Source organism: Neobacillus drentensis (assembly GCF_036962765.1).
Lineage (GTDB): Bacteria > Bacillota > Bacilli > Bacillales > Cytobacillaceae > Neobacillus > Neobacillus drentensis_C.
Genome location: NZ_JBALOS010000047.1, coordinates 22,893 through 49,584 on the forward strand (window position 1 = coordinate 22,893; position 26,692 = coordinate 49,584).

Below are 26,692 nucleotides of genomic sequence, written 5' to 3' on the forward strand. Positions count from 1 at the left end.
CATGATACTTTAATTCAAAAACTAGAGGGAGATTTTTATGGAATCAATCGTTGCACTGCATCGCAATTACTTTGGTGAAATTATTAATTTCGTTACTTCAGAAGGGCGAATCATTTCATATCGAAAGGCGTTACATGAAGCTGAAAATGGATTAATACAAGGTGTTCAGGCTATTGAGGAAGAACATGGGCAAATGACTTTAATCCCTGAGGGAAGCCAATCATTTGATCAATATCCTGATTTATATTAATGTGCAAATCACCAATAAGCTCTTACATAACTAATATCAAAAGCACCTAGCGTTGTGAATGCTAGGTGCTTCTTTTTTATTCGCTTTCATTCTGTTTTTGAATTTCATTTAATGCATCAATGCGTCTTTGGTCTTCTTCGAAAAATTGAACCAGGTCACCAATTCGATCGATTGAATCCCAACTTAAATGGTGCTCAATTCCTTCCACATCGTTATAAATATTTTCATTTTTTACGCCGATGATTTTAAGGAACTGTTCTAACAAATCATGTCTAAAGACTAGTCGTTTTCCAATCTTTTTACCCTTTGCTGTTAACACAAGGCCTCTATATTTTTCATAAACTAAGTATTCATCTTTATCAAGCTTTTGCACCATTTTCGTTACTGAGGAGGGATGTACAGACAGCGCTTCGGCAATATCTGAGACCCGAGCGTATCCTTTTTCTTCAATCAATATATAAATTTGTTCGATATAATCTTCCATACTTGGTGTTGGCATCCCATACCCTCCAAAAAAATTACTCATCTAAAAGTGTACTATAGAAAAAAAATAGTGACAAGGCAATTTATCACATATCCATTACAACTTCCTTATTTTGTGGCTGTTTCTTCAAATAAAAATTTTACCTTTTTTTCAGTTTCGTCTAAATATAGTCGTGCATTAAAAGTTTTTTCTTTATTTACAAACCCTTCAATCAGCTCTGTTTTCCCTTCTGAGAGAAGCAGTTTAATATTCTTCTGGGTAATATTTTTTCCCAATATTTTTTTGGAAATGGTAAAGTCACAATGATTTTTTTGGTAATTCGAACATCCGTAAAAGCTCCCTTTGTCGACAACTGCCCCCTCACATTTTTTACAAGGTCCCAGTTTCGTATACGACTGCTTTCTTCCCTTTTGCTTCCCAGGCGCAAAATTTTCACGCATTTCATCTGAAAAAGACCAATTTGATGCTTGATCAATGCTTGATGCTATTAAATGGATGACCATCTTTTTCGTTTGTTCCATAAAATGTTTAGGTGCCGAAGATCCTTCTGAAATTTCCTTTAACTTCTGTTCCCACTTTGCGGTCATTTCCGGTGAGGCTAAGATTTCTTTGCCGATTGCTTCGATCAGGATTTTGGCTTTTGCAGTGGCATATACTAAATTTTTCTTAACCTCAATGTATAAACGGTCCTTTAACATCGTAATAATGCCTGCTCTTGTTGCTTCTGTCCCAAGCCCCTCGGTCTTTGTTAGAATTTTCTCAAGTTCTTTGTCATCTATATGCTTTCCGGCCGTTTTCATTAACGTAATCAATTGACCTTCTGTATAGCGTTTAGGGGGCTGAGTTTTGCTTTCTTTTACATCCACTTTTACAGTATGCCCCTGCTCACCTTTTGCTAACTTTGGCAGTGCAGGTTCATCATCACTATCTTTTGGTTTCAGGACTTTACGCCAGCCTTCTTCAATTTGTACCTTTCCTTTTGAAATAAATGACGCCCTGCCATCGACTAGAGTTGTTACAGTAGTATATTCAGCAATGGCCTTATTGTAGTGTGCGGCTATCAAACTTGTTACGACTAGATCATAAATTTTCTTTTCATCTGGAGTGAGCCGCTCTACATTCGGGATTTGTTCCGTCGGAATGATTGCGTAGTGGTCCGTGACCTTCTTTTCATTCACATAACGCTTGTTTTCTGAAATCGATGCAAATGGTAAGGGGAAAAAGCCTTCATAATCTTTAATATGACTTAATTTGTTTAAAATTTCTGGGAAAGTATTCGCTTCTTCTTTCGTTACATATCGAGAATCTGAACGAGGGTATGAGACTTTTCCCTTTTGATAGAGCTTTTGCATAACATCGAGCGTTTTCTTCGGAGAAAACTTAAACCGTTTATTCGCTTCAGCTTGGAGAGCGGATAGGTTGTATAAGAGTGGAGGGAGGAATTCTTTTCTTTCTGATTGAACCTCATTGACCTCAGCGGGTTTATCCTTGCAAAAAGCCGCAACTTTTTCTGCTAACTCTTTTGAATTAACTCGAGTTTCCCCATCGTTTTGCCATTTTCCAGAGTACTTTTTTCCATTCATTAAAAAATGTGCTAGAACCTCCCAATAGGGTTCAGATTTAAAGTTCTCTATTTCAAGCTCTCTTTTAACAATAAGTGCTAAGGTTGGAGTTTGGACTCTACCAACTGAAAAGACATCAGAAAATCCTTGTTTTTGTAATAAGAGGCTATAGAGACGTGAAGCATTCATGCCAACCACCCAGTCGGCACAAGCCCTAGTATAGGCTTCAAAAAATAAGCTGCGTGTCTCTTGTTCTTCCAATAGCTTCTGAAATCCTTCTCTAATGCTATTAGGTGTTAACGAAGAAATCCACAGCCTTTTCATGGGTTTGTGACATTTTGTTAACCGAAGGACATTGCGGATAATTAGTTCACCTTCTCGCCCCGCATCACCCGCATGAATAATTTCAGTAACCTTAGGATCAGAAACCAATTTTTTTATGACTGTAAATTGTTTTGCCTTATCCTTTGTTACCTCATATTCAAACTGTTCAGGAATCATTGGTAAATTATCCAATGTCCATTTTTTCCAACCTTGTTGATATTTCTCAGGCGAGACTAATTGGCAGACATGTCCAATAGCCCAAGTGACATATGCACCATCTGGAAAAACATCATTTGAAAAAATTTCTATAAAACCATTTTGTTTTTTATGTTTAAAGATTGATGCTAAGGTTGAACCTTGATCCGGCTTTTCGGCAATAATTAATTTCATTATGATTGCTCCCTTTTTTCAAGCATCCCGGAATCCATTTTACCCATTAAAGCCATTGTTAGTAAAGACTTAAAATACTGATCATCCAGTATTTTCCTTGACGAATCTATGACAATTAGCTCAAATAGTGAATAAATAAAAAAGATGGCCATTTTATGACCATCCTCCAGAACTTCTGATTACTTTATTTGCTTTATTGAAGTAAACTCCTGATCATACCAATTGTCCTCGGGGATAATATTTGAAACTGTTAATATTAATGACGGAATTCTCTCAACTTCGAAAACTATCGCGCCAATCTTTTTCGTAAAAATGATAAAAGCGCTGCCATGGGCATATTTAGTTAAATCCGCACCGATATGAAGCAGAGCCAATAAAATCGCCTGTTTTTCGACTGAATCAATGTAAACTTGCGGTGAAAATCTTAAAATCCAATCCGCACCTTCAATAGAAAATCGGTACATCTAACCCCCGCCTCCTGCATGTATTGTAGATATTTAAACATATGATGGAAAAATAGTTTTATGTTAGGGGCCTGTTTCATATGTACATATATTTTCATAGAATCTATGCTAATTTCACTAAAAAACCTAAGTCCTTCCTTGACTGGAAATTTTCAATATTGTATATTTAAAGCATCATGTAACTAATATATGCATTCTATTATAGTGCAGATAGCTACATGATAATATTTATCTTTGGCACCATAAGGGTGGCTTGAAAGGCTTAGGAGGAAGAAGTAAATGCAAAACGGTAAAGTTAAATGGTTTAACAATGAAAAAGGTTTTGGTTTTATTGAAGTAGAAGGCGGCGACGATGTATTCGTACACTTCAGCGCTATCACTGGCGAAGGCTTCAAATCTTTAGAAGAAGGCCAAGAAGTTTCTTTTGAAATCGTTGAAGGAAACCGTGGACCTCAAGCGGCTAACGTTGTAAAACTATAATCTAAACTAACGATTAGGGCTGACGAATATCGTCAGCCTTTTAATTATTTCAAGCACTATTTCAAATAGGTCAACTCAATTTCTCCCCATACTTCTGAAGTTGTTCTCCTATTGTACACTGGGAAATACAAAACCGGTGTGCTGCTCTTCGCCCGCCTTCTTTTTTCAAATGTTGATGTAAAAAGCAGCCTTCACAGTATTGAGTCATTAACGATTCAACATGACCCAACAATTCCCTTCTGTTTAAATCCTTCACAAGAGTCTCACACCCATTTCCTAGAGAATTAATGTTTTTGCAAAAATTTCCTTTCCCTCTAATGCTTGTGTAGCTAATTTATCTGCCTCTTTGTTGTCTTTTCTAGAAATGGATGTATATTTTGGTACTAAACCAAGGGCTTTAATTTTTTCTTCAATCCTGTCAAGCCATTTATTCAAAGTATCTTCATAGCAGGGCCATTCCCCTTCTAACTGTTTTAATACAACCTGGGAGTCCCCCTTAAATTCACAGGACAAATGATGTACTCCCAAATCCTCTAAAATATTTAACGCATAATAAAAAGCGGCATATTCTGCTTCATTATTTGTCTCCAATTCATCAATTCGTTCATTCGCGCGGATACGGTATTTCTTTTTACCCTGTTTAAAAAAAATAACAGCTCCTAGACCTGCTTGATTAGTTTCAATCTGAAAGCCACCATCAAAATAAACGGTTATTTCATGAGGATCTTCTTCAATTTCGGTCAACAATTTTTTCATTTCCTTCAAGTTCCAGGATGTTTCTTTCTCATCATAAAATAACAAATCCGATACCTTCCCAGTACTTTCAAGCTCCTCACCGATTTGTATGGCTACTTCACCGGTTACCCATTCAGAAGAAAACTGAACTTTTTCATTACTTTTTGTTTTATACATCCACTCTAACCTATAATTCAATGTCTTCAACCTTTCTCTATAGATTTAAATGGCCATTTCATTTATAAATTCCATCCAGAAATTTCTACCAATTAATCTTAACTTATTCTACTATATTCTTATCATACCCACATCTTCATAGGAGTAATAAGAATAAATATTTTCTGCCTTAAAAGAAATATGATAAACTTTCAATAATACAGGTATGGAGGAAATAATTTTGATTGAGGTTTATATTGACGGGGCTAGTGCTGGCAACCCTGGACCTAGCGGGGCCGGGATATTTATTAAAGGAAATGGCATTACTGAAAAATATTCGATTCCGTTAGGAAACATGTCAAATCATGAAGCAGAATATCATGCATTTATTAAAGCATTAGAGATTTGTTTAGAAAAAGGATTTCAAGAATCCGTCTTGTCTTTTCGTACTGATTCTCAATTAGTTAACCAGGCGGTTGAAAAAGAATTTGTAAAAAACAAGTTATACACACCATTACTTGAGCAGGCTTTACAGTTATCCAAACAAATCCCTTTGTTTTTTATGAAATGGATCCCAAGTGCTGAAAACAAGGCTGCCGATGAATTAGCACGGCTGGCCATTCGAAAAAATCTTTCCAAGGAGCAATGAAACATCATGAAAAAACCTTTAATTGCAGATTTAAGTTTGCTCTTTGTTACAATTATTTGGGGTTCAACTTTTGTTTTAGTTCAAAATGCGATTAATTTCCTTGAACCATTTTCTTTTAATAGCATTCGCTTTCTTTCTGCTGCCATTATATTGGTTCTCTGCCTTGTCATAGTTGATAAAGAGCAGTTAAAAAAATTGAATGCTAAGTTACTGTTATCGGGTGTATTTATCGGATTTTGGCTTTTTCTTGGTTATGCTACCCAAACAATCGGTCTGTTATATACTACTTCTTCCAAAGCAGGATTTATTACGGGTCTAAACGTTGTTCTAGTTCCATTGTTTTCCATGATGTTATTAAAACAGTTACCCACCAGAAATGCAGTCTTAGGTGTGTTAACAGCGACAATCGGCTTATTCCTGCTGACAATGACTGATGTAACTGCATTGAATAAAGGAGATGGCTTTGTATTCATTTGTGCCATCAGTTTTGCCCTTCAAATTATCTATACTGGTAAATTTAGCAATAAGTATCCAACACTACTGTTAACTGTTATCCAAATTACAACCGTGGCTATATTATCTATCATATCCTCGTTCCTTTTTGAAGATTGGAGAAAGTCATTTGATCCCGAGATCCTACTCTCAAAAGATGTGCTGATGGCTTTGGTAATCACGAGCATGTTTGCAACCGCGCTGGCATTTTTAATTCAAACTAATTTTCAAAAGTATACTTCCGCCACAAGAGTAGCGTTAATTTTTGCGATGGAGCCCGTGTTTGCAGCGATTACCGGTTTTTATTGGGCAAATGAACGGCTTTCCTATAGTGCACTAATTGGCTGCTTCCTCATATTTGCAGGTATGATTTTCGCTGAACTCCCAACTAAAAAATTATCTTTCCTTAAAAAAAGTAAAGGTTTTGAAGATAATATCTCATAAAAAACTCCCTTTGAAGGGAGTTTTTTCTTCATTATATTGCTAATAGTTCCTTTTCTTTAACGAATCTAATGGCTTCTTTCCTGGTGTTTATTCTGTTAGAAATTAAGGTTTCCAGTAATGATACATAAAAACTGCCATCAAAACTTTTTTGTGCTTTTAATGTTAGTTCAATGGCTGTATTAATTATTTCATCAGAAGCGTTTGTATAGTGTTTCCCAAAGAAAATAAACCCAATTGCATCCTCCTGAAATTGAAAACCCTTTCCTTTCAAGTGATGCAAATAATCTTCGACTGTTCCCACCGACTATGCCATCCCTCTCCCAACAAACTCTGAACATTCCTTTAAAATCTTAACTTAAATTTCAGAAATTTTCTATTCTTTTTTGTACACAGGTGACCAATGACTCCCACCAAAACACCTAAAATTGCTCCTCCGACAACCTCTTCCGGTTCATGGCCTAACATTTCTTTTAACTTTTTTGGAGAGTCCTGTTTAAATTCAACACTTTCTTCCTTGTGAATTTTTTCAATTAATTCATTCATTGAATTTACCTTTAATGTCAGTTCCCCAGTTTGTCTTCTTACACCTTGTGCATCATACATGACAATTAATCCATAGATGAGCGAAAGGGCAAAATCAAAGGTTGGCAGGCCGCGCTGCATCGCAATATAAGTTGTTAAAGTAGAAACCCCTGCTGAATGGGAACTTGGCATCCCGCCCGTACCAAAGAATAGTTCGGGGCACCATTCTTTCTTTTTAAAATAGTGAATGGGAATTTTCATCCCTTGAGCTAGTCCTATACTGAAAAGTGCTAAATAAACACCTTTGTTCATCATATCACCCCTGTTACTATTGTTCGAAAGCCTGAGTTTTATTATTCCATCTGGAAATACTAAAAAAGTGGGAGGTGACGTAGATGAGTAAAAATGGACATGCGAATCGAGGCATGAAAGCACGATGGGTTAATCCTCAAGGATATGGTCAAGATGCAGAATTTGCAGAAGAGACGAAAAGTAAATTAGAAAATGCCTCTAAAAAGAAAAATACGAAATGATGCATAAACATGAAACTGACTGCCAAGGGTTTGACAGCCAGTTTCATGAGTCTAGGTTAAAATTAGCAAGATACCGACAATAGGGAATTAACCGCCGGGCCACTTCAAATTCCCTATGTTTACACCCCGGCCTCCAATTTACTTCAAAGATCCATAGCCTATATTGTTGATCTATTCCAACATCAATGCCAAATTCATCAAAGGAATGAGCGTATAATGATTCAAAATGGCTAGAAAATGATAGCGCAAATTGCTCAAGAGCTGATTTAACTTGGTCAGACTCCTCATCAAATTCATGCAGCAGAAATGGCTCTAAGTCACCGCGATATCCACCGCTGCTTATATTACTTATCAATTTGCCGTCTCCACTAATTCTAGGGTATATTAAATTGATTTCCCATAAACCGCTGCCATTTTTTTGGACATGCAAGCGAAAATCATAGGTTAATTCATTTTTTGTTTTACATTCAATAAAAGGCTGCAATAAATATTTACGTTCGAGAATCAAGTCAGCAATCAGCGTTTCCAATTCCTTTTGGTGGAGTTTTGTAACATTCTGTCCGTCTGTTAATTGGTAAAATTGCTGTTCGTTCAGCTTTTCGATAAACAATATTTGTTTCCCTTGATTGCCACTTAAAGGCTTGATCACAGCTCGGGACTGTTCATCGAGAAACCTGATACATTCTGCCGGATTCCTTAATTTAGTAGAAGGAATGAGGTAACTGGAGAATTGTTTCCCATGAAGAACTTTATTATATACTTTGAGCTTATTTCCAACAGGATAACTTGTAAAGAGTGCATATTCCTTTAGTTTTTTCGAGATTTCATTTTGCTTTTTGGTTTTAGGGTTGCAACTGTTTATGATGACGGTTGGAAAGTCGACAACCGTTTGTCTCCATTCACCATCGATGTATTCCCATCCGTTAATTTTCAATCTTTTAAAATCCACATTATTGAAAGTAAAATAATAAAAAGGAATTCCTTCCATTTTGGCCACGGCAGCAAAAGGATAAGCTTTCCTAACCTCAGTCGGATATTTTTGATAGTGAAGCATCCCGATCGACATCAACATCCTCACATCCTTATAGCGGCTCTAAGTAAAACTTGATTTCTTTCGCAGCTGTCAATGCTATCTCTTCGGCCTTTTCAGGTGTGTCAGCTGAAGCAATTACATAAGCGTAACGATCACCTAGCGAATATGGCTTAGTCAATATCGCACCTTTCCGTGGTTTCACAAAAACCTCCTTTACACCGTCATAACAAGATGCCTTAAATTTTCCGGTTACCTTAATAAGGCGGCCGCGCGAATTGATAGTAAGAAATTTTGCAAATACATGATTGCTTAGCGTTGGTTCTAGGTTTAGTTCTTCCCCTAAAAACAGCTTAAGTGTTTCTTTCACTAAGTTAATTCCAGTCCCCTCTTGAATAATTTTATTCATCGCTCCGCCTGACATTCTAGGATTTATCTCAATTAACTTCCACACTCCATTAATGAGCCTCATTTCTAAATGGCACGTGCCATTTACTAATCCAAGTGCTTGGATAATACTCGTAACCGCTAGATGTAAATCCTCGAATGCCTCATGCTCTAACACTGCTGGAAAACGATACCCCGTAATAATAAAACGTTCACCCGAAAGAATTTCCTGTTCAATGATAGCCACCATGGATAGGTGCCCATCCTTCACGATCACTTCAATTAAATATTGCGTCCCAATTAGATATTCTTCAATCAGTATGGGGCTAGATGGAAATTTCTTATTTAAATAGTTTAATCCCTCTTTAAATTCATGTGAGGTTTCAACTAGTAGTACATCCTTAGACCCATTGGAAACAGGTGACTTTAAGATAAGAGGTAAATAATAATGATATTCCTCTACACATTGCAAAATGGATTGTTTTCCATCATAGACCGTAAACCGAGGTGAAACTGGAAGCACTTTAAGTTGATCACGAAAAAGTGTCTTTTCCTCCATGGTTGCGAGAGCATCCGTGGAGATTTGGTAAAGTCCTAACTCTGCTGAGATTCGTGCAGCAAAAGAGACAACCGGATCAATGAAACTAATGACCGCACAAATTTGTTTTTGAGCTTCTTTAAGTTCCTTAATTATGGAAAGTACTAGCTCCTTATCCATTAAATTTTCGACATAGACCATTCGATGAACTGCTTGGAATTCCTCTTGCTGTTTTACAAATTCACTTCTGTTTGTTAATAGAACCGTATAATAGCCCATAGCTGTTGAAATGTTTAGAGCTTCTCGGCTCGTTCCTGATTTATTACTTCCTATAAAGACAATGGTTTGCATACCAACCTACTTCCTCTTATTTTTTTATTGACCACTTCTTGAAGTTAACAAATATTTCCCATAATTAATTGGTGTAAGATACGTTTCTCTCCATGTGTCGAGTAATAAGGCGTCACGAAACGCAAACCTTAGGTCGCGTGCATTACATTCGATAAACATCGGAAAACCTTCGCCAGTAATTCCGATATCAAGACCAATATCTGCCAGGTTAGTCAGTTGATTTTCCAAATGTTGCGCAACCATTATCGCTAAACGTTTCACGTCATCAACTACTTGTTTTTCATTAAGCTGCGGTAAGCTGCTTAGAATCTCATCTAGAGCAAAACAGGTACCGCCTCTGGCAACATTGGTAACGAAACTTCCTGTTTTTGCCACTTTCCCTACCATTCCTGTCACTTGCCATTCTCCCTCGCCATTGCGTTGAACGGATACGCGCAGGTCAAATGGATTTTTATAATATTCTGCTAGTGCAATTCTCTCCTGGATGATAAATAAATCCCTATTTACCAAGGAATTTATTTTCAATGGCAGCTGTATTGCAGGAAAAATTTTCTCCAAATACGAGTCGTTATAAGGATAGGATAATAACCATTCCGCATCGTTCAAGCGTGTTGCTTTCATGTTACGTTTTCCAAATGTCCCGCTGCTTGGTTTGATCATTAACTCGCTATGTTTTTCCATCATATCGATCATATTATTCTGATTGAACTGAACCGTTTTTGGCAGATGTGGTTTCAGTTCTTCACTTTCCGCTAATAACTTATGGATTTTGAATTTCCCATGATGATTCCAATCATTAAAAATTATAATCCCTTCATCTTGTAATCTTTTAATCTGTATTTTGGCAGCCTTAGAACTTTGATAACCGCGATTATGAATCACCCAAGGCTTTGGTATTATAGTATGTCGATACTTACCATCAGAATCCATTACATAACCTATTGTCTGTTGTACTCCAGGCTGCAAATTTTCTAATCGCAAATAAATGGGAATGATATCATTTATTTTACCCGCTTCCTCGTAAAAAGATAGAATTTGTGGATTCTTTCCATGAGTAAGTTCTCGATATAATTGCAAGCTTAATAAAATTCCAATGTATTGTGGTTCCAATCTATTTTCCCCGCCTTATGAAAAGGGTTTACGTTCAGGTAGCATAAATGAACTTCTTCTTATTATAAGATGCAAAATTTAAATAACTGCAAAGACATATACCCAATTTTATTTGAAACATTGAATAAATTAATGAATAGACTAACATACATTCATTGAAGAGGTGGTTTCCCATATGAGAAAAAAGCAAAAGGTGGCCATCATTACCCCAGGTTCATTCCCAATTCCCTCTCCTCTTTCAAGCTCGGTTGAAACGGTTGTTGAAATGCAAACAAATGCTCTTCAGACTGAAGTAGAATTCACCATATTTGGGAAGAAGACCAAAGAATTGCCCTCATCCGAAAAACGTGGCAATATTTCTTATGCTCGGTTTATTTATCGAAGATGGACAAGGTACCTCGCAAAGGTTATTTCTTCCCTGTCTCAACTCAGACCCGATATCATTCAAATTGAAAATCGACCTAATTTTATTCCCCTCCTCAGAAAAAGGTTTCCAAAAACTCAGTTATGGTTATCACTCCACTCAACTAAATTTATTTCCTCTTCCCATATTGGAAAGGAAGAGTTAATTAATTGTTTACAGCAAACTGATAAAATTATTGTTAATAGCCAATTTCTAAAAAACCATGTAATCAATCAAACCGATTGTGACCCCGTTAAAATATTTGTAAATTATTTAGGAGTGGACACGAATCAATTCCAATCAAAGTGGGCAACAAATCAACCAAATGACAATAAGGCTCCGAAGCTGCCATTGAATCTTGAAGGAAAGAGAATGATCTTATTTGTCGGACGATTAAGAAAGATAAAAGGTGTGGAAAAAATACTTCAGGCTATGCCATCGATTATCCAAGCAGTGCCTGACACCATATTAGTCATTGCTGGCAGTGCGTTTTATGGGTCCAATCGGAAGACGAATTATGTGGAGCGTTTGTATAGGATAGCTCAGGAATTCCCGGATCATGTCAGGTTTCTTTCGTTTATTCCACATGCAGAGATACATGTATGGTTTAAAGCAGCCGATCTAGTACTGGTCCCCTCAATCGCAAATGAAGCATTTGGATTAGTGAATGTTGAAGCAATGGCATGCGGTGTCCCCGTTATTGCAACTAATATTGGGGGAATGCCGGAAGTAATTGAACATGGAAAAACGGGGTATTTACTTCATCCACAAAATCTAGAGGCAGAACTAACAAATTATGTTATTCAACTCTTAAACGATCCCGAAAAGATACAACAGATGGGTCATAACTGTTTAGATAGAGTAAATGAAAATTTCACATGGGAGAAAAGTGCGCGCCGTCTGCTCCGATTGTATGAGCAAATAGTTTCTTAAAAGGAATAGGACGTCCCTTTTATCACTAGGAGAAAAGGGACGTTCACTAACTATTAATATACTTTTTCTCTGAAAAACAGGCTCTTCCCATATGCTTCACCATCAAGAATCTGAAACCCTTGAATTTGCACGGCATAAAACAGCGGTTGATGACGAATTTTCAAGTACGTATCGTAGTCTAGGGTCTTAAAACCTTTAAAGCTAGGATATATATTTGCTTCTAATATCCACGGAAAGCCCTCTTCATCTAAGGCAATATCGATTCCGAATTCTGCAAAATGTCTATTTGTTTGGTCCATTATCCGGCAAAACCGTTGGCAAACCTTTAATATATTTCGATAAACCTGCGAATAGTTAAGAGGTAGCGTTAAATTCTTGATGACCGCTTCTAACGTCATAGCTATTCCGCCCCGGGCAATATTGGTTAAATCCTCATCTTCACGTGCTACCCTGCATTCGATTCCAGTACATTGCCATTTCCATTTGTTATATTTTTGCATAACCACTCTTACATCAAGCGAGCAGTTGCGTACCTTTAATAACGGAATATATGTTTGATATAAATATTCTTGGTCCAGAATCCCTATTTCGTTTAATAATTCTTGTAATCCTTTCAAATCCTTTCGTCTGTGGTGGACCTTAGAGTTATTTCGATAATCGTATAAACTGTAACCGTCAATATCATTATCTACTTCTAAGATGAAAATTCCACGACCTCTTGATAAGCTAACCGGCTTTAAGATAATCTTCTTTTTTTCTTTTAAGAAATCTATTAAGCCTTCCATGTTGTTTAAAAGGAAGGTGGCCGGTAAATGCTGATTAATCTCCGGGTTGTTTTTTAATAAATATAGATCTGATTTTTTATAGTGATAAGAGTTAAATACATTATTATTGGTTAATTCAATTAGTTTCATAATATTTTCTTTGTTTTGATGGAAATTTCGACGGTAAATGGTAGAGGGGATAGGGGTAGAATCATAGCGCCATTGTTTTGTTTCCGGTTCATATACCATCCCATAGGCTATTTTCTTCTCCCAATCGACGGAACGAGGTGAAAAAGCGATGGTTACTCCTCCATAGCGATGATATTCACCAAAACGATCCTTGAATTTCTCCATATATTTCAAATTATTGACCTGGTTTTTTTCACCTAATAATAAGCCGATTGTTGGACCGATTATTGCCTTATTTTCAGCAATTTGGATTTGATAAACAAGGTCAGTTGGTAGATGCATGCTTTCAACTAAGGTGTGGGAAACAAACAGTTCAATTGGATTTTGATAGGAATTGTATCGAAGCGGAATTGTGTCTTCGTAAGTGACAAAGTCGCACGGCTGTTCAATAATCCCAAATTTTACAACTTCAGGCTTTTCTCTCCAGCGTTCTGTTATTCGGTCAGGTACCTTCATCAATATTTCATCATCTTGGAAAACTCTAAATTTTATCCACACATTTTCTTTAAAAGATCTTGAATTTCCAATAAAAGGGGATATTTTATCACCTTGGAAGGATTCTCCGATTTCCAGCGAGTTTGATTCCTGTTTTTCATTATTTTTAATCGAACTGAGGACTTGAGCTAGTTCAACCGGCCATTTAAGGATTGTATCAGCTAATTTTTCGTTACGACAATTTATGTCTTTAATTATTGTAAGGACGGGAACCGTTGATTTTATTTGATATTCTCCATTTTTCATCATAGCAAATTGAAGACCAATTTCATAAATGGCAGGATAATAATAATGGAGAATATCTAAAATACGGTGGCATACTTCATAAAGAAAATCGATTGTTTCCTCTTCCATTTGTTGATTTTCCGTAAAAAGCAAATACGCTTCCTCAAAGGTATAGATTTCATTTTTTTCCTTTGCATAAACTATGGGGGTAGTCCAGTGCTGATGACTGTCTTTTTGTCCTAAAACGAAAAAACTAAAAGATGGTTGAAGTTGAGGATCCACAATCCTAACAATATCTGTAAGGGCAGGATGTGTCGTCATTAAATCAATAAAAGGCTTTTTCTTAAGATTATTTTGTTCATTAATCAAAGTAACTCCTGTTTGCTTGGCCAGTTCAAAGATGGTTCGATTATATTTTTTTTGATGATAGATTTTGGGATTATACATGATTGAAGGAATGGAAACGAAACCAGTTAATACGATCTCTTCACCTTCAATAATAAATGCTTGCCCCTTTCTCTCGTTCACTCGTAACTCATCTATATTAAAAAATAGTACATCAAGATTTAACTCTTCCCCTGTTTTGGCATAATGAAAGACAAAGGAGTCATCCTCTTCCAATTGCTTTTGTGCAAATCTCTTCCATTGACGTTTTGGTAAAATAATACCAATTGACGTTTCGTCCATAATACTGTCTCCTTCAATTATTTGAGTCTTTAATAGCTTTTATTTCTTCCATTGTTCATAGAGTTCAGGCTCCAGACTGTTTACATGTTCTAAAAATGATGATAAAAGACCTATTTGTTTTAAGTCCATAAAAAGTCGTTTCGGGAACGACCTTTGAATTCTGAACGAATTTACATGATCGATAATTTTCAGGTTTCCTTCTTGATCAAAAAGGGTGTGGCGCAAAGAAAAATCAATCCTGCTAAACTGTAACCTTTTCATTTCAGTAATTAAATATAGGATTTCGCTTGTTAATGCTTCAGAAATAGTCTCAGATTTCTCAAGATATTCTTGTAACGAGGGTCCGTTAAGGTATTCCATAATAATATAATTTTCTCCTGTTTCATATACCGCTGGAATAATTGTTGATTTATCACCAACTTGCTGTAAAACCAGCTTTTCTCGAAGACAATATGTTTTTTTTGAGTATATCTTTACACAGTGGTCATCTGAGAGTTTAAACACTGCCCCTTGTAATCCTTTCCCAATCAGGGGATAGGTGGTTGGATTTTGTTGAACCCTAACAGGTTTCCCAGGTATAACAATAATTTGGGTAAAATCATTCACTTGCTTTTGCTCCTTTTTAAAGGCTCTGCTAGTCAAGAGTGTTGATTTATGCAAAATTCACTCCTCTTTATAAGAATGGTATAAGAGCATCAATAAGTTCTTGTGCAGATTGAAACCGTTTCTTTTTATTTCTCTTTGTAGCTTTCCGAAGAACCTTTTGAAGATCTTGATTGGTAATCTTTTCGCACGCATGTTTTTTACGATAGGGTGCTTGACCAGTTAACAAGTACAAACATACACAAGCTGCACTATATAAATCAGAGCTGCGATTTAAGTTAGCGGTAAAGCGATTATTTTCTTTCTTAAGTTCTGCTGGTCGATACCATCTGGTTGCTCCCTTATGGCTTCCTCTAAATTCTCCGTACTGATTCGTTCGAACAGCAGAGCCAAAATCAATAATTTTGACAGTCTCGGGGTCATGATTACTCATTAACACGTTATGTGGCGTAATATCACAATGGAGAATCCCATGCTGATGAATTACCTTTAATCCCTCAAGGATGTTAATGGTAATTTGGACTGCTATTTTTTGAGAATGGCTGATTCCCTTTTTAAAATGTCCGAGCCTTTCCCCATTGTGATAGCTTAGAACAATATAGCCTGTTTGATTCTCGACATAAAAATCTAACCATGTGATGATATGTTTATGAACTGGTAAGCTTTTATGGATGCTGCTTTCCTGCTCTGCCTCGCTTTTCTTTTCCACCTTTTTTATTATTACCCTTTCGTTTTGGTCAGTTTGACCGATTAAAACAAGGCTCGTCGCACCTTTCCCTATAACTTGATCATCTAGTGAATAGTTTACGAATTTTCGCACCTCCTTCGAATCTAAGTATGTGACCATGCTTTTTATATCTTATTACTATTAAGACAAGAATTCCTGTATGTTTAACCATAAAAAATGAGGTTGTCTCCAATGGACAACCTCATTTTTTATGAAACATTCACTTCATCTATTGGCAGAATGCGCTGCAATCCACGAAGCTCTAATTCCATTAACTTATTCATTGCTTTCTCTTTTTCAATACGTAGTCCTGCTTCATCCAAGGCACAACTTATTGGAACATCACATTTGATTTCTGCAAGGACTCTCGATAAATGGAGCATTTCTAAATCCTGCTCGATTTTTGTCTTATTGGATTTGGATAAGCGATCTAAATTCGAAATAATGCCCTCGATATGTTCATACTCCTGTAAGAGCTTAAGAGCTGTCTTTTCTCCTATTCCTCTCACACCAGGATAGTTATCACTTGTGTCCCCCATGAGAGCCTTTAAATCAATCATCTGCCTGGGCGTAATCCCTTTTTCTTCGAAAAAAGTTTCCGGGGTATGAACATGGTAATTTCCATAGCCCTTTTTCAACAATATAACGGAAATACTATCATCAAGCAGCTGCAACATATCCTGGTCGCCCGTTAGGATTGATACATGGGCATAGTCCTTCGATTGATTGGCAATCGTTCCAATGCAATCATCGGCTTCGTATCCTGCTAAGCCAATATTAGGAATATCAAAAGAAGCAACAACCTCCTTAACTAAATCGAACTGCGGAATAAGTTCAACTGGAGCTTCTCCGCGATTCCCCTTATAATCGGAAAATAATTCAGTGCGGAAGGTCTTGCTTCCCATATCCCAACAAACTGCAAGATGTGAGGGTTTAAAGGAATTCACTGCTGTAAATAAATGCTTAACAAATCCATGAATTCCATTGGTAGGCATTCCCTTTGAATTTATCATAAATTGTCCTGTAACTGCGGTCGCGTAAAAAGCACGGAATAACAAGGCCATTCCATCAACAAGCATCAGTGAAGGCTTTTGATTAGTCATTTTGGACCTCCTTAGTTGGTGTATGTTAAAAACAACACGTTTTCCATTATACCATAAGTTGACCCAAAAAATTATTCTATTTTATTATCCTCATAGGAGATCCAATCGCTAAAACTTCCAACATACAGCTTTACTTTCTCAAAACCTGCTTCTCGTAATGCCAAGAAATTTGGAGCGGCAGTAACCCCTGACCCACAGTAAACAATCATTTCCTTAGCTGGATCGAGGTTAACAAACCTTTGTTTTTGTTTCGCAACAGGTTTATAACGATTCTCATTTAACCCTTCCATCCATGGCTTATTGAGTGCTCCAGGAATATGCCCCGCTTTTTTATCAATTGGTTCCTCTATACCCAGATACCGTTTTTCTTCTCGTGAATCGATTAAGATTTTACTAATCGGCCGCTTTTCAACTACTTCCCTTACTTCATCAATAGAGGCAAGAATTTCTGGCTGAATGCGGAAATGGAACTCCGTTTTTTCAAATGCAGGTATTTCCGTTGAAACAGGATATTTTGCTTCTACCCATCCTTTAAATCCGCCATCAAGGACATATACATTTTCATGGCCAAGATATTGTAACAACCACCAAAAACGAGCAGCATACGCCCCTTCACCCTGATCATAGGCAACAACCAGTTTGTTTTCATCGATCCCAGCCTTCTCAAGTTTGGCAATGAATTCCTCAAGTACTGGCATAGGATGCCGGCCGCCATGGGATTGTTTCGGACTTGACAGGTCTCTTTCTAAATCAAAGAAAACTGCCCCAGGAAGATGACTCTGTAAATATTCCTGCTTCCCTTTTTCTGGTTCAGCTAACGAAAACCGGCAATCGACAATCCTGACATGACTCTCGTTTAAGGATTTCCATAACCATTCTTGGTCTTTAACATATTTCACGCAGCATCCTCCTCGATTTTTGTCTATAATTTCTGAGATTCAACCAACTGTTCCTGTATTTTCTTTAGAAATTCAATTGATATTCCACCGTCTAGGGCTGAAAGATGACTCAAATAAAAATCTTTCACTTGTTCGTTCATTAGCTCTAATAAATGCTTAAATTCCTTTGCAATTTCAGCACTATAATGAGTATTTAAACGTTGCGCTTCCGCTGCTAAATATTCCTCTGCAGGGACATTTAGTACTTGATAAAGTTCATCACTCATGTATTTCTTTTCATTTTTTTCGAAGAAAGTTTTTGGATTCTTAAAAAATGACATCGCTTTTGCAAATAATTGTTTATTTAGATTGACAAAGGCGTTTGGAAACTCAATTGTTTCTTTATGCTCCACTTCAAATGGTGAAAAGGAAAGGTCAGGATTGATTTCCTGTAGATTCCTGATGAGACCTGTTTGAAAATCAGCCAATTGTTTTTCAGTAAACCGCTCAATACGGACAGTCGTTGCTCTCATTTCTTGAGCGAAATCGTACCCTAAACTTTCAAGAAAATCATCCAATGCCCCTTGTAACACCTTTTTCAAATTACGCCCATCATCCCTCAGTGCACTAGGATTAAATGCCTCTCGAAAGAAATCCCCAAATCGCAAGAATACCCTTTGATTAATGTAATAAACCAGTTCATTTGCTTCTTGCTGCAACCGGTTTTGTAAATTACCAACTGTTTGTTTTTTCAATAACTCTTGAATGAGTTGTTGCTGCTTTGTAATATTCTCACGTTTTTTCTCTTTTACAGATTGATCTTCCTTTGAACTTTGAATAAGATTTGAGATTAGGTCATCGATACGACCTAGTTCTTTTTTAGCTGAAGAAATTGCCATTTCCATTAATTCATTCGTAATGAATTGATAGAATGCCTGTTCAAACTTATTCATACCTGATTCTGCATTCCGACTAGGATCCATTTTTTCCTTTAATGCAAGCAAACTTGATACCGGATATAGATGAGGATTCCTGATCCCATATTTGGTAAGTTGATCCTCGACGTACTCCATAACTGTTTCTTTCTCTTCTTCACTCTCTGCCAGGTCAATAGCATTGATAATAAAGAACAATTTATCCATTTGAAAGGATTCTTTTACGCGCCCAAGTTGGATTAAAAATTCACGATCTGCTTTCGAAAAAGCATGATTGTAATAAGTAACAAAAAAACACGCATCTGAGTTTTTAATGTAATCAAAGGCTACCCCTGTATGACGGGCATTGATAGAATCCGCTCCAGGTGTATCAACTAGTGTAATACCTTTTCGGGTTAACTCACAATCATAGTAGAGTTCTATCCATTCCACATAGCAGGATTTTTCTTCTTTTGCCACAAACTCGCTAAAATCTGATAAATCAGTTTTGAGAACTGTTCCTAATGAATCCCCAAATGAAGCATAGCCCTTTATAAAGGCCTGTAAAAACGCAAAATGGGTTTTTTCCATAACCCCGCCATCATGCTCTTTTTGAAGGACGATCTGGTCAATTTGCTTGAATGCACCATCTAAATCAGCGGCCTGAAGGTCAAATACCTTAAGAGATCGATTAACATCCTCCAGCATGGCTTCTGGCTCTTTAAATTTAACAAGCACAGTACCATGTGGGTGAATCTCAGTAACTGGTTTAATTTTATTAATAGCAGCAGTTGTTGGATTTGGTGATACAGGCAGCACCTTGTCTCCCATAAACGCATTGGCAAAGGAAGATTTACCTGCACTGAATGCACCAAATAATGCTACGGTAAATCCTTTGTTACCAAGTCTATCTGCTTTTTCCACTAATTCGGCAGATAGCTTTTGAAATCCTGGAATGTCTTTGATTAATTTTGAAGTCTGATTGAGACGCTCTACTGTTTTCAGTAACTGGTCGTTCGATGAAATAACCTCTGTTTCCTTGATTTCAGCTAAATCCACCTTTTTGGTCTTAGCAATATTGGTTGAAGCAGGTCGGGTATAAGTTGTATGCTGGGATTTGACCACTTCATATTCTTCTTCGTCCTGTTCAAAAAGATAATAAATATCATCTTGGATCACATCATCTCTTGTTAATAACTCTTCTATTTTTGTTTTTATCATATTAATTTTTTGCTCAGAGTTTTTTAACTCTGTTAAGGCATTAACATATCTATCCGTTCTGTTTAATTCCTGTTCATATTGCGAGATTAATATGGCTGTTCGTTCCTTTAATGCATTTAGGAACTCCTCTTTAAAAATAGTGAGTTCACGTCTTGCAATCTTTTTTATCTCATTAGCAACATCTTCCGTATAATGTAAGACATATTCACCGGAAACTCGTGCCCCAGACTTTACCGCATCCGTTAGAAGGCTTGGTGGAACTTCAATCGAATAAGACTGTGCTAAGCTTTGGATTTCCCCTTCATCAAGACCTGTTTCTTTTAATGTGCGAAGCAAATATTCGCGTACATGCCATTCGAGTTGAGTTTTTGTTTTATCAAGGATATCTAGATGAAAATGTTCAAGCCTTAGCTTTTTCTCATCCATTGTCTTTTGCTTCGAAAATAAAAATCCCATTTTAAATTCAGGCTGACATGATTCTAAATAACTCTCAGCTAACTCTCTCGTTTGAAATGGCATTAAGTATGCGTTTTTCAATATTTGCGAGATTTGATGATCAAATTCCTTCTCTGTTCCGGCTACTCCTTCTTTTAAAGTCTTGAGATTTCCTTCCACTTCATTTGCATCAGTAGACAATTTACTTCTCTCATCCTCAGTTAATTCATTCAAGATTGCAATCGCAGGCGCAAGATCATCCTCGTCAAATTTACGTCTTTGATTAATATGATCCTGGGTAATTTTCTTAATGGAATGAAAAATTGATGGTACTAATAATTCGTCTTTAGCGGCCAACTTTTCAGCAATAAATCGTTGAAGTTCGTTAAATTCATTAAAGGGATGGGTCTCATGCTTCAATGACGTATAAAAAATTCTTGCTGGTTTTACTCCCCATGTTGCGAACGAATCTAACACGCTGTTTTGAAAATCCTGAAAACTTAACTCTTCATCATTGTGTTTATCAATTTGATTAATGACTAAGTAAATTTCTTTTCCAGCTTCAGTTAATTCCTTTGTAAATAAAAAATTCAACTCAGCTTGGACATGGTTGTAATCCATCACATAAAGAATTAAATCTGCTAAATGGATTGCCGATTCCGTTGCTATTCGATGCGCATCGTCAGCCGAATCAATTCCAGGGGTATCCATAATGACGGTATGATCAGGCAGACCCGTATCACTGTGACTTATTTCAATTTCTTCTATTTGGTCGCCATCCTTACAATAATTCTTTACTAAATCATAATCATATGGAGCTAAATAAAGGCGGGGTGTTTCATTTTTGAAGAAGACTTTTGCGTAATCCTCCCCTGATTTTACCTTCACCAAGTTTGCACTGGTCGGAATCGGACTCGATGGAAGTAATTTATCACCGATTAGTTGGTTAATCATCGTAGATTTTCCTGCAGAAAAATGGCCGCAAAAGGCAATCAGGAACTCCCTGTTCTCTAGCTTATTGGCTAATTGTTTCATTTTTTGGGATTGCTCTAAATCTCCTTGATCAAGCAAATATTCATATATGGAAACGATTTTCGTTTTAAGTGTTTGGATAGCTACTTCTTGGTTTGCTGTTTTCACCATTTATTTAATTCCCCTTAACAACTTTGTAATATTTTTTATTTTAAACGATAATTCAAACTTTTCCTATCCTGACACTTATTTTCCTTAAAACAAATTTTTCCCAAAACGACAAAAAAGCCAAGGTGTATAACCTTGGCTCAAAGATAGCTATAAATTTTATTTTCAATGGGTAACGTTCTTTAAGACATGCTTCATGACAAATGCATAAATAAGAACCGTTCCGCCAACTAAAGCAAAAGTCATATGTAACACCTTCCTTGTCAGTGTTGTTGAGAATGATTTTCATTGTTAATCAAAGTTTAACATAGGTGATAATCATTTTCAATATCCCTTTTAAAATTGTCACACTTTTTTCACAACTTTAGGTAGAAAGCGATTACATTCCTGAAAAGTCCCTTCATATTCGGTAAGTTCCTTGAGTGCTTTCTCCTCCTCCGGGATGCGAATCATAAGGATGATTGCATTTAGGATGGTAAAGACACCAGCCGTAAAATACAAATCATACAATAAAGGAACGACAACTAGTTCAATCGTGACAACAAAATAATTGGGGTGTTTAATAAAACGGTATGGTCCTTTTTGAATAATCTTTGCATTTTTTAAGACAATAATCTTCGTGTTCCAATATCTCCCAAGCGAGGTTATCACCCAAATCCGAATGATTTGCGCCATCAGGAAAACTGATAAAAGAATCGGCCATAAATGAGAAAGTCCATGATCCCAATAAACCTTTTCGGTAATGAGACAAATAAAAAACAGAACATGAATCAGCACCATATATCGATAATGACTTACACCAAATTCAATAGCACCCTGATGCTTCATCCATTTCTCATTGCTTTTCGCGATTCCAAGTTCTACCATCCGTTGTAGAACAATAAACCCAATAATGATTGGGAATACAAAATTCCCGTCCATTTACACCCACCTCAGTAAATGTAGTTCTGAACTAAATCCCGGTCCTAGAGCGGTCCCGAGACCCATCGACCCTCTAGGAATATCTTTCTCCATGTAACGCTTCAGTACAAAAAATATCGTCGCTGATGACATATTTCCAAACTGTTTAAGCACATCAAGTGAAACCTCTGTCATCGAAGGAGGGATTTCTAATGATTTTACATAAGCATCTATCACCTTTTTTCCGCCAGGGTGTGCAACAAAATAGTCTATGGTTTCAAGGTTCACTTTATTTTCTTCTAAAAACTCACTTACATTCGGCTTTAGCCAATTTTCAATTATTTGAGGAATATCTCGTGAAAATACTACGTATAAACCGTTATTCTTAATATCCCAGCCCATCACATCTAAGGAGTTTGGCATTAGTGTAGACTGGGTTGCCATAATGGCGGGTGAAGTTTTCTTCTTCCTGTATTCGGAATAATTTGAATCATCCCCGCACATTAATGCACAGGCAATCCCATCTGCAAACAAAGAAGTACCGATGAAATTACTTTTCGAAAGATCATTGCGCTGAAATGTTAAACTACAAAGTTCCACCGATAGGACAAGGACTTTTGCTTTAGGAAAAGCAAGGCAATATTCGTAAGCCCTTGAAAGCCCAGCAGCACCACCAGCACAACCAAGCCCCCAAATAGGTACCCTCTTTGTGTGAGGCTGGAACGGGAGCAGGTTCATAATTCTCGCTTCAATGCTTGGGGTAGCGATCCCGGTGGTTGAAATAAAAAAAATGGCGTCAATGTCTTGACAGGGAATATTTCTTGTTAAGAAATCATTATTATTCAGGCATTTCACGATTGCTTCTTTTCCAAACTCCACTGCTGATTCCATATACGCATTATTTTTTTCTTCAAAGGTTTTATCTTCTTTAAACCAATCAATATTTTTTACAAAATGCCTTTTTTCTATCTGGCCATTTTGAAAAGCACGCAATAGTCTTTCAATATCCTTAAAAGAATCAGAGAAAAGTTCTCGTGCAAACTCTGCGGCTTGATCTTGGTTAACGGTAAATGGGGGCGAAACCTCTGCAACTGAAATAATCGTTGGCATGTTGTTTTCTCCTTCTAGATATGTAAGGGTATTTTTTCCAGTTCGAAGGTTTTTATGCAGGAAGGTTAGAAGACAAAAAAAAGCTCCCCTCTAAGTGAGAAACCTAAGTTTCTTGAAAAAGGGAAGCAAACGTTTTGAAGGTTGTTGCTGTGCTCTTAAATTATATAATGGATGCTAATTTCGTTCATTAGCTAATGATTTCCAGTTTCAAATTTTTTAGTGAAAATCAAGAAAGCGGTTTATTTTTTATCAGGTTGTGTTTGAACCTCTATCTTAATTTTATTTTTTACTAACGTACCGCAAATTTTACAAATTTCAACTTTATCATACAGAAGCCGGCATCGATCACAATAATATTTTTCCACAAAAACACACTCTTTTCTGGAGGAAAATATGATTTATTACCATCATATTTTCAAACCCCTAAAGTGTGACGATTACCTCCTAAAAAGTTGTTTTCTAATGAGTAGTAAGGATTAATCAATTACTTTAATCACAGAGAAAGTGTGATATTTCACATTTTATTCACAAATACCCCCTGGTAGTTGTGATATAAATCACTGTTACATCAATTTTATAATATTAACATAGTAGATACCTAAGGAAAGAACAATTTGTGAACTGTGGAATTTGTTATTTTTTCATCACAATTGTTTTGTATTATGTAAGAGAACTAATCATTTATTTTACTACTCTGAAGGGAGTGCAGGAGGATGGCGAAGGCGGAACTTAACACAAGCAAAAAAGCAGAAATTGAAGACAGCTCTTCTCTTAAAGGGACATTAGCGTCCGTTTTCTTTTTGGGAGCCTTTATTGTTGTCACTTGGGTAAGTGTCTATTACTTATTCGTAGAACGTTTCTAATGATTGAAGGGGGAAAAGACTATGCATATGCATAAGTTCGAAAAAATTTGGCTATCATTCGGAATTGGTGCTTTGGTAGTTTTCTTAACAGTTGTAGGTGTAAGCGCATTCTATCTTGGCAACAAACCGCCAAGTTGTTTAACTACCATAAATGTCGATAAAGTTGATCAAACGAAACCATTTGATAAGCCTGGATTACATAAAGTTGAAGGGAAAGATTGGGACTATGAGTTAGTATATGTTGCTTCCGCCTTCTCCTATAATCCTGTAAAAGTGGAAGTTCCACTAGGAGCAAAGGTGAAAGTTATTGCGACAACAAAAGACGTTGTCCATGGCTTTGAGGTTGCTGGATCAAATATTAACATGATGCTTGAACCTGGCTATGTCAGTGAATATACTACAACATTTGATAAGTCAGGCGAATATTTAATTGTTTGTAATGAATATTGTGGTGCTGGACACCATCTAATGAGTTCGATGATCGAGGTGAAAAAATAATGGTTAACTCAACAGCTGCAAAAGTAAAAGTGGACCCGCGTGATGCAAAGCTTTCCATGGCACACTTTTTTGTCGCATTCGCTGCTCTTGCTCTAGGAGGTTTAATGGGGCTTTTACAAACCCTTGTCCGTTCCGGTAAATGGGAACTTCCATGGGGGATTGATTATTACCAAATCTTAACCGTCCATGGTGTGTTAATGGGATTGGTTTTAACGACATTTTTTATTATGGGATTTCAATATGCTGCCGTAAGCAGAACTACTGGCGGTCATTCAAATACTGCACGCCGGGCTGGCTGGATTGGTTTTTGGATCATGTTAGCAGGAACCATAATGGCGGCAACCATGGTTTTACTGAAGGAAGCTTCCGTTCTTTACACTTTTTATGCACCACTTAAAGCACATTGGATTTTTTACTTAGGGTTAACTTTTGTTGTGATCGGAAGCTGGATTGATGGTTCGGCCCAAATCATGACTTATACAAAATGGCGGAAAAACAACCCAGGACAGCCTAGTCCATTATTGAGTTTTATGGCAGTAATAAATACAGTTATGTGGATTATTGCTACGCTAGGTGTTGCAGCAACGGTATTATTCCAATTACTCCCTTGGTCGTTAGGATTAGTTGATACTGTTGATGTATTAGTAAGCCGGACTTTATTTTGGTATTTTGGTCATCCACTTGTTTATTTCTGGTTGTTACCTGCATATATGTGCTGGTATGCGATTATCCCTAAAATTATTGGCGGAAAAATTTTCTCAGATTCACTAGCTCGTTTGTCCTTTATTTTGTTCCTGCTCTTTTCGATTCCGGTTGGTTTCCACCACCAGTTAACTGAACCAGGTATTGATCCTGCCTGGAAGTTCTTACAGGTTATCTTAACATTCATGGTTATTATTCCATCATTAATGACGGCCTTCTCGTTATTTGCTACATTTGAAAGATATGGACGTTCAAAAGGTGCAAAAGGGCTTTTTGGCTGGTTTAAAGTCCTTCCTTGGAATGATGCTCGATTTACCGTCCCATTTATCGGTATGGCTTCATTTATCCCTGCTGGAGCAGGAGGTATCATTAATGCATCCAACCAAATGGACCAAGTAGTTCATAATACCATTTGGGTTACAGGTCACTTCCATTTAACGGCTGCAACATCTGTTGTTTTAACGTTCTTTGGAATTTCTTATTGGCTTGTTCCACATTTAACTGGCCGCAAATTAACAAAGGCTATGAATAAATTAGGGATTATCCAGGCATGGGTATGGTTTATCGGAATGGCCTTCATGTCCGGTGCAATGCACTTCCAAGGTCTTCTAGGCGGACCAAGACGTTCAGCTTTCTCTACTTATGGCGGTGCCAAGCAAGCAGCAGAATGGATTCCTTATCAGATTGCTCAGGCAGTTGGTGGATCCATTTTGTTCTTAGGAATAATTCTTGTGCTTATCATTTTCATTAATCTTGCTTTCTTTGCTCCTAAAGGGGAAGAGGAATTCCCTGTTGCAGTAGCTGAGAATCTTGAAGAAAAGGCACCAATGGTATTTGAAAACTGGAAATTATGGCTAGGGATTGCTGCAGCCCTTATTCTTTTCGCTTACACGATTCCATTTATCGATATTATCCAAAATTCACCTCCAGGCTCAAAAGGATTCCAAACTTGGAGTAAATGATTGTAGATGTTATAAGGAAAAGGCTTCAATCTCATCGAT

The 26,692-nt window shown here is 36.9% G+C and carries 28 protein-coding genes; 9 read left to right on the plus strand and 19 right to left on the minus strand.

Going from position 1 to position 26,692, the window contains the following annotated elements; translation table 11 throughout:
• Positions 1 to 37: 37 nt before the first annotated feature.
• Positions 38 to 250 (plus strand): DUF3892 domain-containing protein, encoded by a 213-nt coding sequence (locus tag V7137_RS07965; RefSeq protein WP_256358390.1) that lies wholly within the window; start codon positions 38 to 40, stop codon positions 248 to 250.
• 76 nt (positions 251 to 326) lie between these two features.
• Here the strand turns inward: V7137_RS07965 and mntR are convergent, their stop codons facing one another.
• The 4 genes from mntR to V7137_RS07985 form a co-directional block, all read right to left on the minus strand.
• Positions 327 to 749: a transcriptional regulator MntR gene (gene mntR, locus V7137_RS07970; RefSeq protein WP_335697590.1), complete on the minus strand. Its 423-nt coding sequence runs from the start codon at positions 747 to 749 to the stop codon at positions 327 to 329.
• A 92-nt stretch (positions 750 to 841) separates the two neighbouring features.
• Positions 842 to 3,010: a DNA topoisomerase III gene (locus V7137_RS07975; protein ID WP_335697591.1), complete on the minus strand. Its 2,169-nt coding sequence runs from the start codon at positions 3,008 to 3,010 to the stop codon at positions 842 to 844.
• Positions 3,010 to 3,162 carry a hypothetical protein gene (locus tag V7137_RS07980; RefSeq protein ID WP_335697592.1) on the minus strand — a complete coding sequence of 51 codons (153 nt, stop codon included), beginning with the start codon at positions 3,160 to 3,162 and terminating at the stop codon, positions 3,010 to 3,012. Before V7137_RS07980 ends, V7137_RS07975 begins: the two co-directional genes overlap by 1 nt.
• Before the next feature lie 27 nt (positions 3,163 to 3,189).
• Positions 3,190 to 3,474: a hypothetical protein gene (locus V7137_RS07985; protein ID WP_218350030.1), complete on the minus strand. Its 285-nt coding sequence runs from the start codon at positions 3,472 to 3,474 to the stop codon at positions 3,190 to 3,192.
• Positions 3,475 to 3,753: 279 nt separating this feature from the next.
• Here V7137_RS07985 and cspD point away from each other — a divergent pair, with 279 nt between their 5' ends.
• Positions 3,754 to 3,954, plus strand: a complete 201-nt coding sequence (cspD, locus tag V7137_RS07990; protein WP_026563856.1) for a cold-shock protein CspD — start codon at positions 3,754 to 3,756, stop codon at positions 3,952 to 3,954.
• Positions 3,955 to 4,024: 70 nt separating this feature from the next.
• Here cspD and V7137_RS07995 read toward each other — a convergent pair whose 3' ends face one another.
• Both V7137_RS07995 and V7137_RS08000 read right to left on the minus strand, forming a co-directional pair.
• Entirely contained in the window at positions 4,025 to 4,210 is a 186-nt protein-coding gene (locus V7137_RS07995; RefSeq protein WP_335697593.1) for a zinc-finger domain-containing protein, read from the minus strand.
• 20 nt (positions 4,211 to 4,230) lie between these two features.
• Complete coding sequence (locus tag V7137_RS08000; RefSeq protein ID WP_335697594.1) at positions 4,231 to 4,887, minus strand: reverse transcriptase-like protein; 657 nt, start codon at positions 4,885 to 4,887, stop codon at positions 4,231 to 4,233.
• Between the two features lie 199 nt (positions 4,888 to 5,086).
• On the opposite strand from V7137_RS08000, the gene V7137_RS08005 reads away from it, so the two are divergent.
• Both V7137_RS08005 and V7137_RS08010 read left to right on the plus strand, forming a co-directional pair.
• Positions 5,087 to 5,494, plus strand: coding sequence for a reverse transcriptase-like protein (locus V7137_RS08005; protein ID WP_218350027.1), 408 nt, complete (start codon positions 5,087 to 5,089; stop codon positions 5,492 to 5,494).
• A gap of 6 nt (positions 5,495 to 5,500) precedes the next feature.
• Positions 5,501 to 6,430: a DMT family transporter gene (locus V7137_RS08010; RefSeq protein ID WP_335697595.1), complete on the plus strand. Its 930-nt coding sequence runs from the start codon at positions 5,501 to 5,503 to the stop codon at positions 6,428 to 6,430.
• Positions 6,431 to 6,461: 31 nt separating this feature from the next.
• Here the strand turns inward: V7137_RS08010 and V7137_RS08015 are convergent, their stop codons facing one another.
• Together V7137_RS08015 and V7137_RS08020 are read right to left on the minus strand one after the other, a co-directional pair.
• The gene (locus V7137_RS08015) at positions 6,462 to 6,731 is read right to left on the minus strand and encodes a DUF6123 family protein (RefSeq protein ID WP_335697596.1); all 270 of its coding nucleotides are present in this window, start codon (positions 6,729 to 6,731) and stop codon (positions 6,462 to 6,464) included.
• Positions 6,732 to 6,772: 41 nt separating this feature from the next.
• A complete protein-coding gene (locus V7137_RS08020) occupies positions 6,773 to 7,264 on the minus strand; it encodes a divergent PAP2 family protein (protein ID WP_335697597.1) in 492 nt (163 codons plus the stop codon).
• A gap of 83 nt (positions 7,265 to 7,347) precedes the next feature.
• Between V7137_RS08020 and V7137_RS08025 the strand changes: the two genes are divergently transcribed.
• Positions 7,348 to 7,485 carry a small, acid-soluble spore protein L gene (locus V7137_RS08025; protein ID WP_335697599.1) on the plus strand — a complete coding sequence of 46 codons (138 nt, stop codon included), beginning with the start codon at positions 7,348 to 7,350 and terminating at the stop codon, positions 7,483 to 7,485.
• A 43-nt stretch (positions 7,486 to 7,528) separates the two neighbouring features.
• Here the strand turns inward: V7137_RS08025 and V7137_RS08030 are convergent, their stop codons facing one another.
• Genes V7137_RS08030 through V7137_RS08040 form a run of 3 tightly spaced genes read right to left on the minus strand, consistent with a single transcriptional unit; the run spans position 7,529 to position 10,901 of the window.
• Positions 7,529 to 8,557, minus strand: coding sequence for a YheC/YheD family endospore coat-associated protein (locus V7137_RS08030; RefSeq protein ID WP_335697600.1), 1,029 nt, complete (start codon positions 8,555 to 8,557; stop codon positions 7,529 to 7,531).
• A gap of 10 nt (positions 8,558 to 8,567) precedes the next feature.
• Entirely contained in the window at positions 8,568 to 9,791 is a 1,224-nt protein-coding gene (locus tag V7137_RS08035; protein WP_335697601.1) for an ATP-grasp domain-containing protein, read from the minus strand.
• A 24-nt stretch (positions 9,792 to 9,815) separates the two neighbouring features.
• Positions 9,816 to 10,901, minus strand: coding sequence for a YheC/YheD family protein (locus tag V7137_RS08040; RefSeq protein WP_335697602.1), 1,086 nt, complete (start codon positions 10,899 to 10,901; stop codon positions 9,816 to 9,818).
• Positions 10,902 to 11,076: 175 nt separating this feature from the next.
• Between V7137_RS08040 and V7137_RS08045 the strand changes: the two genes are divergently transcribed.
• Positions 11,077 to 12,237 carry a glycosyltransferase family 4 protein gene (locus V7137_RS08045; RefSeq protein WP_335697603.1) on the plus strand — a complete coding sequence of 387 codons (1,161 nt, stop codon included), beginning with the start codon at positions 11,077 to 11,079 and terminating at the stop codon, positions 12,235 to 12,237.
• Between the two features lie 53 nt (positions 12,238 to 12,290).
• On the opposite strand, the gene V7137_RS08050 is transcribed toward V7137_RS08045, so the two are convergent.
• From V7137_RS08050 to V7137_RS08085, 8 genes are all read right to left on the minus strand, one after another.
• Positions 12,291 to 14,597, minus strand: coding sequence for a YheC/YheD family protein (locus V7137_RS08050; protein WP_335697604.1), 2,307 nt, complete (start codon positions 14,595 to 14,597; stop codon positions 12,291 to 12,293).
• A gap of 39 nt (positions 14,598 to 14,636) precedes the next feature.
• Positions 14,637 to 15,257, minus strand: a complete 621-nt coding sequence (locus V7137_RS08055; RefSeq protein WP_335697605.1) for a serine/threonine protein kinase — start codon at positions 15,255 to 15,257, stop codon at positions 14,637 to 14,639.
• A gap of 13 nt (positions 15,258 to 15,270) precedes the next feature.
• A complete protein-coding gene (locus tag V7137_RS08060) occupies positions 15,271 to 16,047 on the minus strand; it encodes a serine/threonine-protein kinase (protein WP_335697606.1) in 777 nt (258 codons plus the stop codon).
• 89 nt (positions 16,048 to 16,136) lie between these two features.
• Positions 16,137 to 17,030, minus strand: a complete 894-nt coding sequence (locus V7137_RS08065) for a 5'-3' exonuclease (protein ID WP_335697607.1) — start codon at positions 17,028 to 17,030, stop codon at positions 16,137 to 16,139.
• Between the two features lie 71 nt (positions 17,031 to 17,101).
• A complete protein-coding gene (locus V7137_RS08070; RefSeq protein ID WP_335697608.1) occupies positions 17,102 to 17,929 on the minus strand; it encodes a sulfurtransferase in 828 nt (275 codons plus the stop codon).
• 23 nt (positions 17,930 to 17,952) lie between these two features.
• A complete protein-coding gene (locus V7137_RS08075; protein ID WP_335697609.1) occupies positions 17,953 to 21,621 on the minus strand; it encodes a dynamin family protein in 3,669 nt (1,222 codons plus the stop codon).
• A 342-nt stretch (positions 21,622 to 21,963) separates the two neighbouring features.
• On the minus strand, positions 21,964 to 22,539 hold the full coding sequence (locus tag V7137_RS08080; protein WP_335697610.1) for an isoprenylcysteine carboxyl methyltransferase family protein: 576 nt from the start codon (positions 22,537 to 22,539) through the stop codon (positions 21,964 to 21,966).
• Positions 22,540 to 23,628: a type III polyketide synthase gene (locus V7137_RS08085; protein WP_335697611.1), complete on the minus strand. Its 1,089-nt coding sequence runs from the start codon at positions 23,626 to 23,628 to the stop codon at positions 22,540 to 22,542.
• A gap of 713 nt (positions 23,629 to 24,341) precedes the next feature.
• Here V7137_RS08085 and V7137_RS08090 point away from each other — a divergent pair.
• Genes V7137_RS08090 through V7137_RS08100 form a run of 3 tightly spaced genes read left to right on the plus strand, consistent with a single transcriptional unit; the run spans position 24,342 to position 26,653 of the window.
• Positions 24,342 to 24,491 carry a cytochrome c oxidase subunit 2A gene (locus V7137_RS08090; protein ID WP_218350010.1) on the plus strand — a complete coding sequence of 50 codons (150 nt, stop codon included), beginning with the start codon at positions 24,342 to 24,344 and terminating at the stop codon, positions 24,489 to 24,491.
• 21 nt (positions 24,492 to 24,512) lie between these two features.
• Entirely contained in the window at positions 24,513 to 24,989 is a 477-nt protein-coding gene (locus V7137_RS08095) for a cytochrome c oxidase subunit II (RefSeq protein ID WP_335697612.1), read from the plus strand.
• A complete protein-coding gene (locus V7137_RS08100) occupies positions 24,989 to 26,653 on the plus strand; it encodes a b(o/a)3-type cytochrome-c oxidase subunit 1 (protein ID WP_335697613.1) in 1,665 nt (554 codons plus the stop codon). Before V7137_RS08095 ends, V7137_RS08100 begins: the two co-directional genes overlap by 1 nt.
• The last annotated feature ends 39 nt before the right edge of the window (positions 26,654 to 26,692 follow it).

What these genes read in the sequence shown, in the direction of transcription:
- V7137_RS08090 (WP_218350010.1), top strand. Translation starts at nt 24,342, where the DNA reads ATGGCGAAGGCGGAACTTAACACAAGCAAAAAAGCAGAAATTGAAGAC.
- V7137_RS08095 (WP_335697612.1), top strand. Translation starts at nt 24,513, where the DNA reads ATGCATATGCATAAGTTCGAAAAAATTTGGCTATCATTCGGAATTGGT.
- V7137_RS08035 (WP_335697601.1), bottom strand. Translation starts at nt 9,791, where the DNA reads ATGCAAACCATTGTCTTTATAGGAAGTAATAAATCAGGAACGAGCCGA.
- V7137_RS08010 (WP_335697595.1), top strand. Translation starts at nt 5,501, where the DNA reads ATGAAAAAACCTTTAATTGCAGATTTAAGTTTGCTCTTTGTTACAATT.
- V7137_RS08085 (WP_335697611.1), bottom strand. Translation starts at nt 23,628, where the DNA reads ATGCCAACGATTATTTCAGTTGCAGAGGTTTCGCCCCCATTTACCGTT.
- V7137_RS08100 (WP_335697613.1), top strand. Translation starts at nt 24,989, where the DNA reads ATGGTTAACTCAACAGCTGCAAAAGTAAAAGTGGACCCGCGTGATGCA.
- V7137_RS08065 (WP_335697607.1), bottom strand. Translation starts at nt 17,030, where the DNA reads ATGACTAATCAAAAGCCTTCACTGATGCTTGTTGATGGAATGGCCTTG.
- V7137_RS07980 (WP_335697592.1), bottom strand. Translation starts at nt 3,162, where the DNA reads ATGGCCATCTTTTTTATTTATTCACTATTTGAGCTAATTGTCATAGAT.
- mntR (WP_335697590.1), bottom strand. Translation starts at nt 749, where the DNA reads ATGCCAACACCAAGTATGGAAGATTATATCGAACAAATTTATATATTG.
- cspD (WP_026563856.1), top strand. Translation starts at nt 3,754, where the DNA reads ATGCAAAACGGTAAAGTTAAATGGTTTAACAATGAAAAAGGTTTTGGT.
- V7137_RS07965 (WP_256358390.1), top strand. Translation starts at nt 38, where the DNA reads ATGGAATCAATCGTTGCACTGCATCGCAATTACTTTGGTGAAATTATT.
- V7137_RS08025 (WP_335697599.1), top strand. Translation starts at nt 7,348, where the DNA reads ATGAGTAAAAATGGACATGCGAATCGAGGCATGAAAGCACGATGGGTT.
- V7137_RS07985 (WP_218350030.1), bottom strand. Translation starts at nt 3,474, where the DNA reads ATGTACCGATTTTCTATTGAAGGTGCGGATTGGATTTTAAGATTTTCA.
- V7137_RS08050 (WP_335697604.1), bottom strand. Translation starts at nt 14,597, where the DNA reads ATGGACGAAACGTCAATTGGTATTATTTTACCAAAACGTCAATGGAAG.
- V7137_RS08030 (WP_335697600.1), bottom strand. Translation starts at nt 8,557, where the DNA reads ATGTTGATGTCGATCGGGATGCTTCACTATCAAAAATATCCGACTGAG.
- V7137_RS07975 (WP_335697591.1), bottom strand. Translation starts at nt 3,010, where the DNA reads ATGAAATTAATTATTGCCGAAAAGCCGGATCAAGGTTCAACCTTAGCA.
- V7137_RS08045 (WP_335697603.1), top strand. Translation starts at nt 11,077, where the DNA reads ATGAGAAAAAAGCAAAAGGTGGCCATCATTACCCCAGGTTCATTCCCA.
- V7137_RS08060 (WP_335697606.1), bottom strand. Translation starts at nt 16,047, where the DNA reads ATGGTCACATACTTAGATTCGAAGGAGGTGCGAAAATTCGTAAACTAT.
- V7137_RS08080 (WP_335697610.1), bottom strand. Translation starts at nt 22,539, where the DNA reads ATGGACGGGAATTTTGTATTCCCAATCATTATTGGGTTTATTGTTCTA.
- V7137_RS08020 (WP_335697597.1), bottom strand. Translation starts at nt 7,264, where the DNA reads ATGAACAAAGGTGTTTATTTAGCACTTTTCAGTATAGGACTAGCTCAA.
- V7137_RS08075 (WP_335697609.1), bottom strand. Translation starts at nt 21,621, where the DNA reads ATGGTGAAAACAGCAAACCAAGAAGTAGCTATCCAAACACTTAAAACG.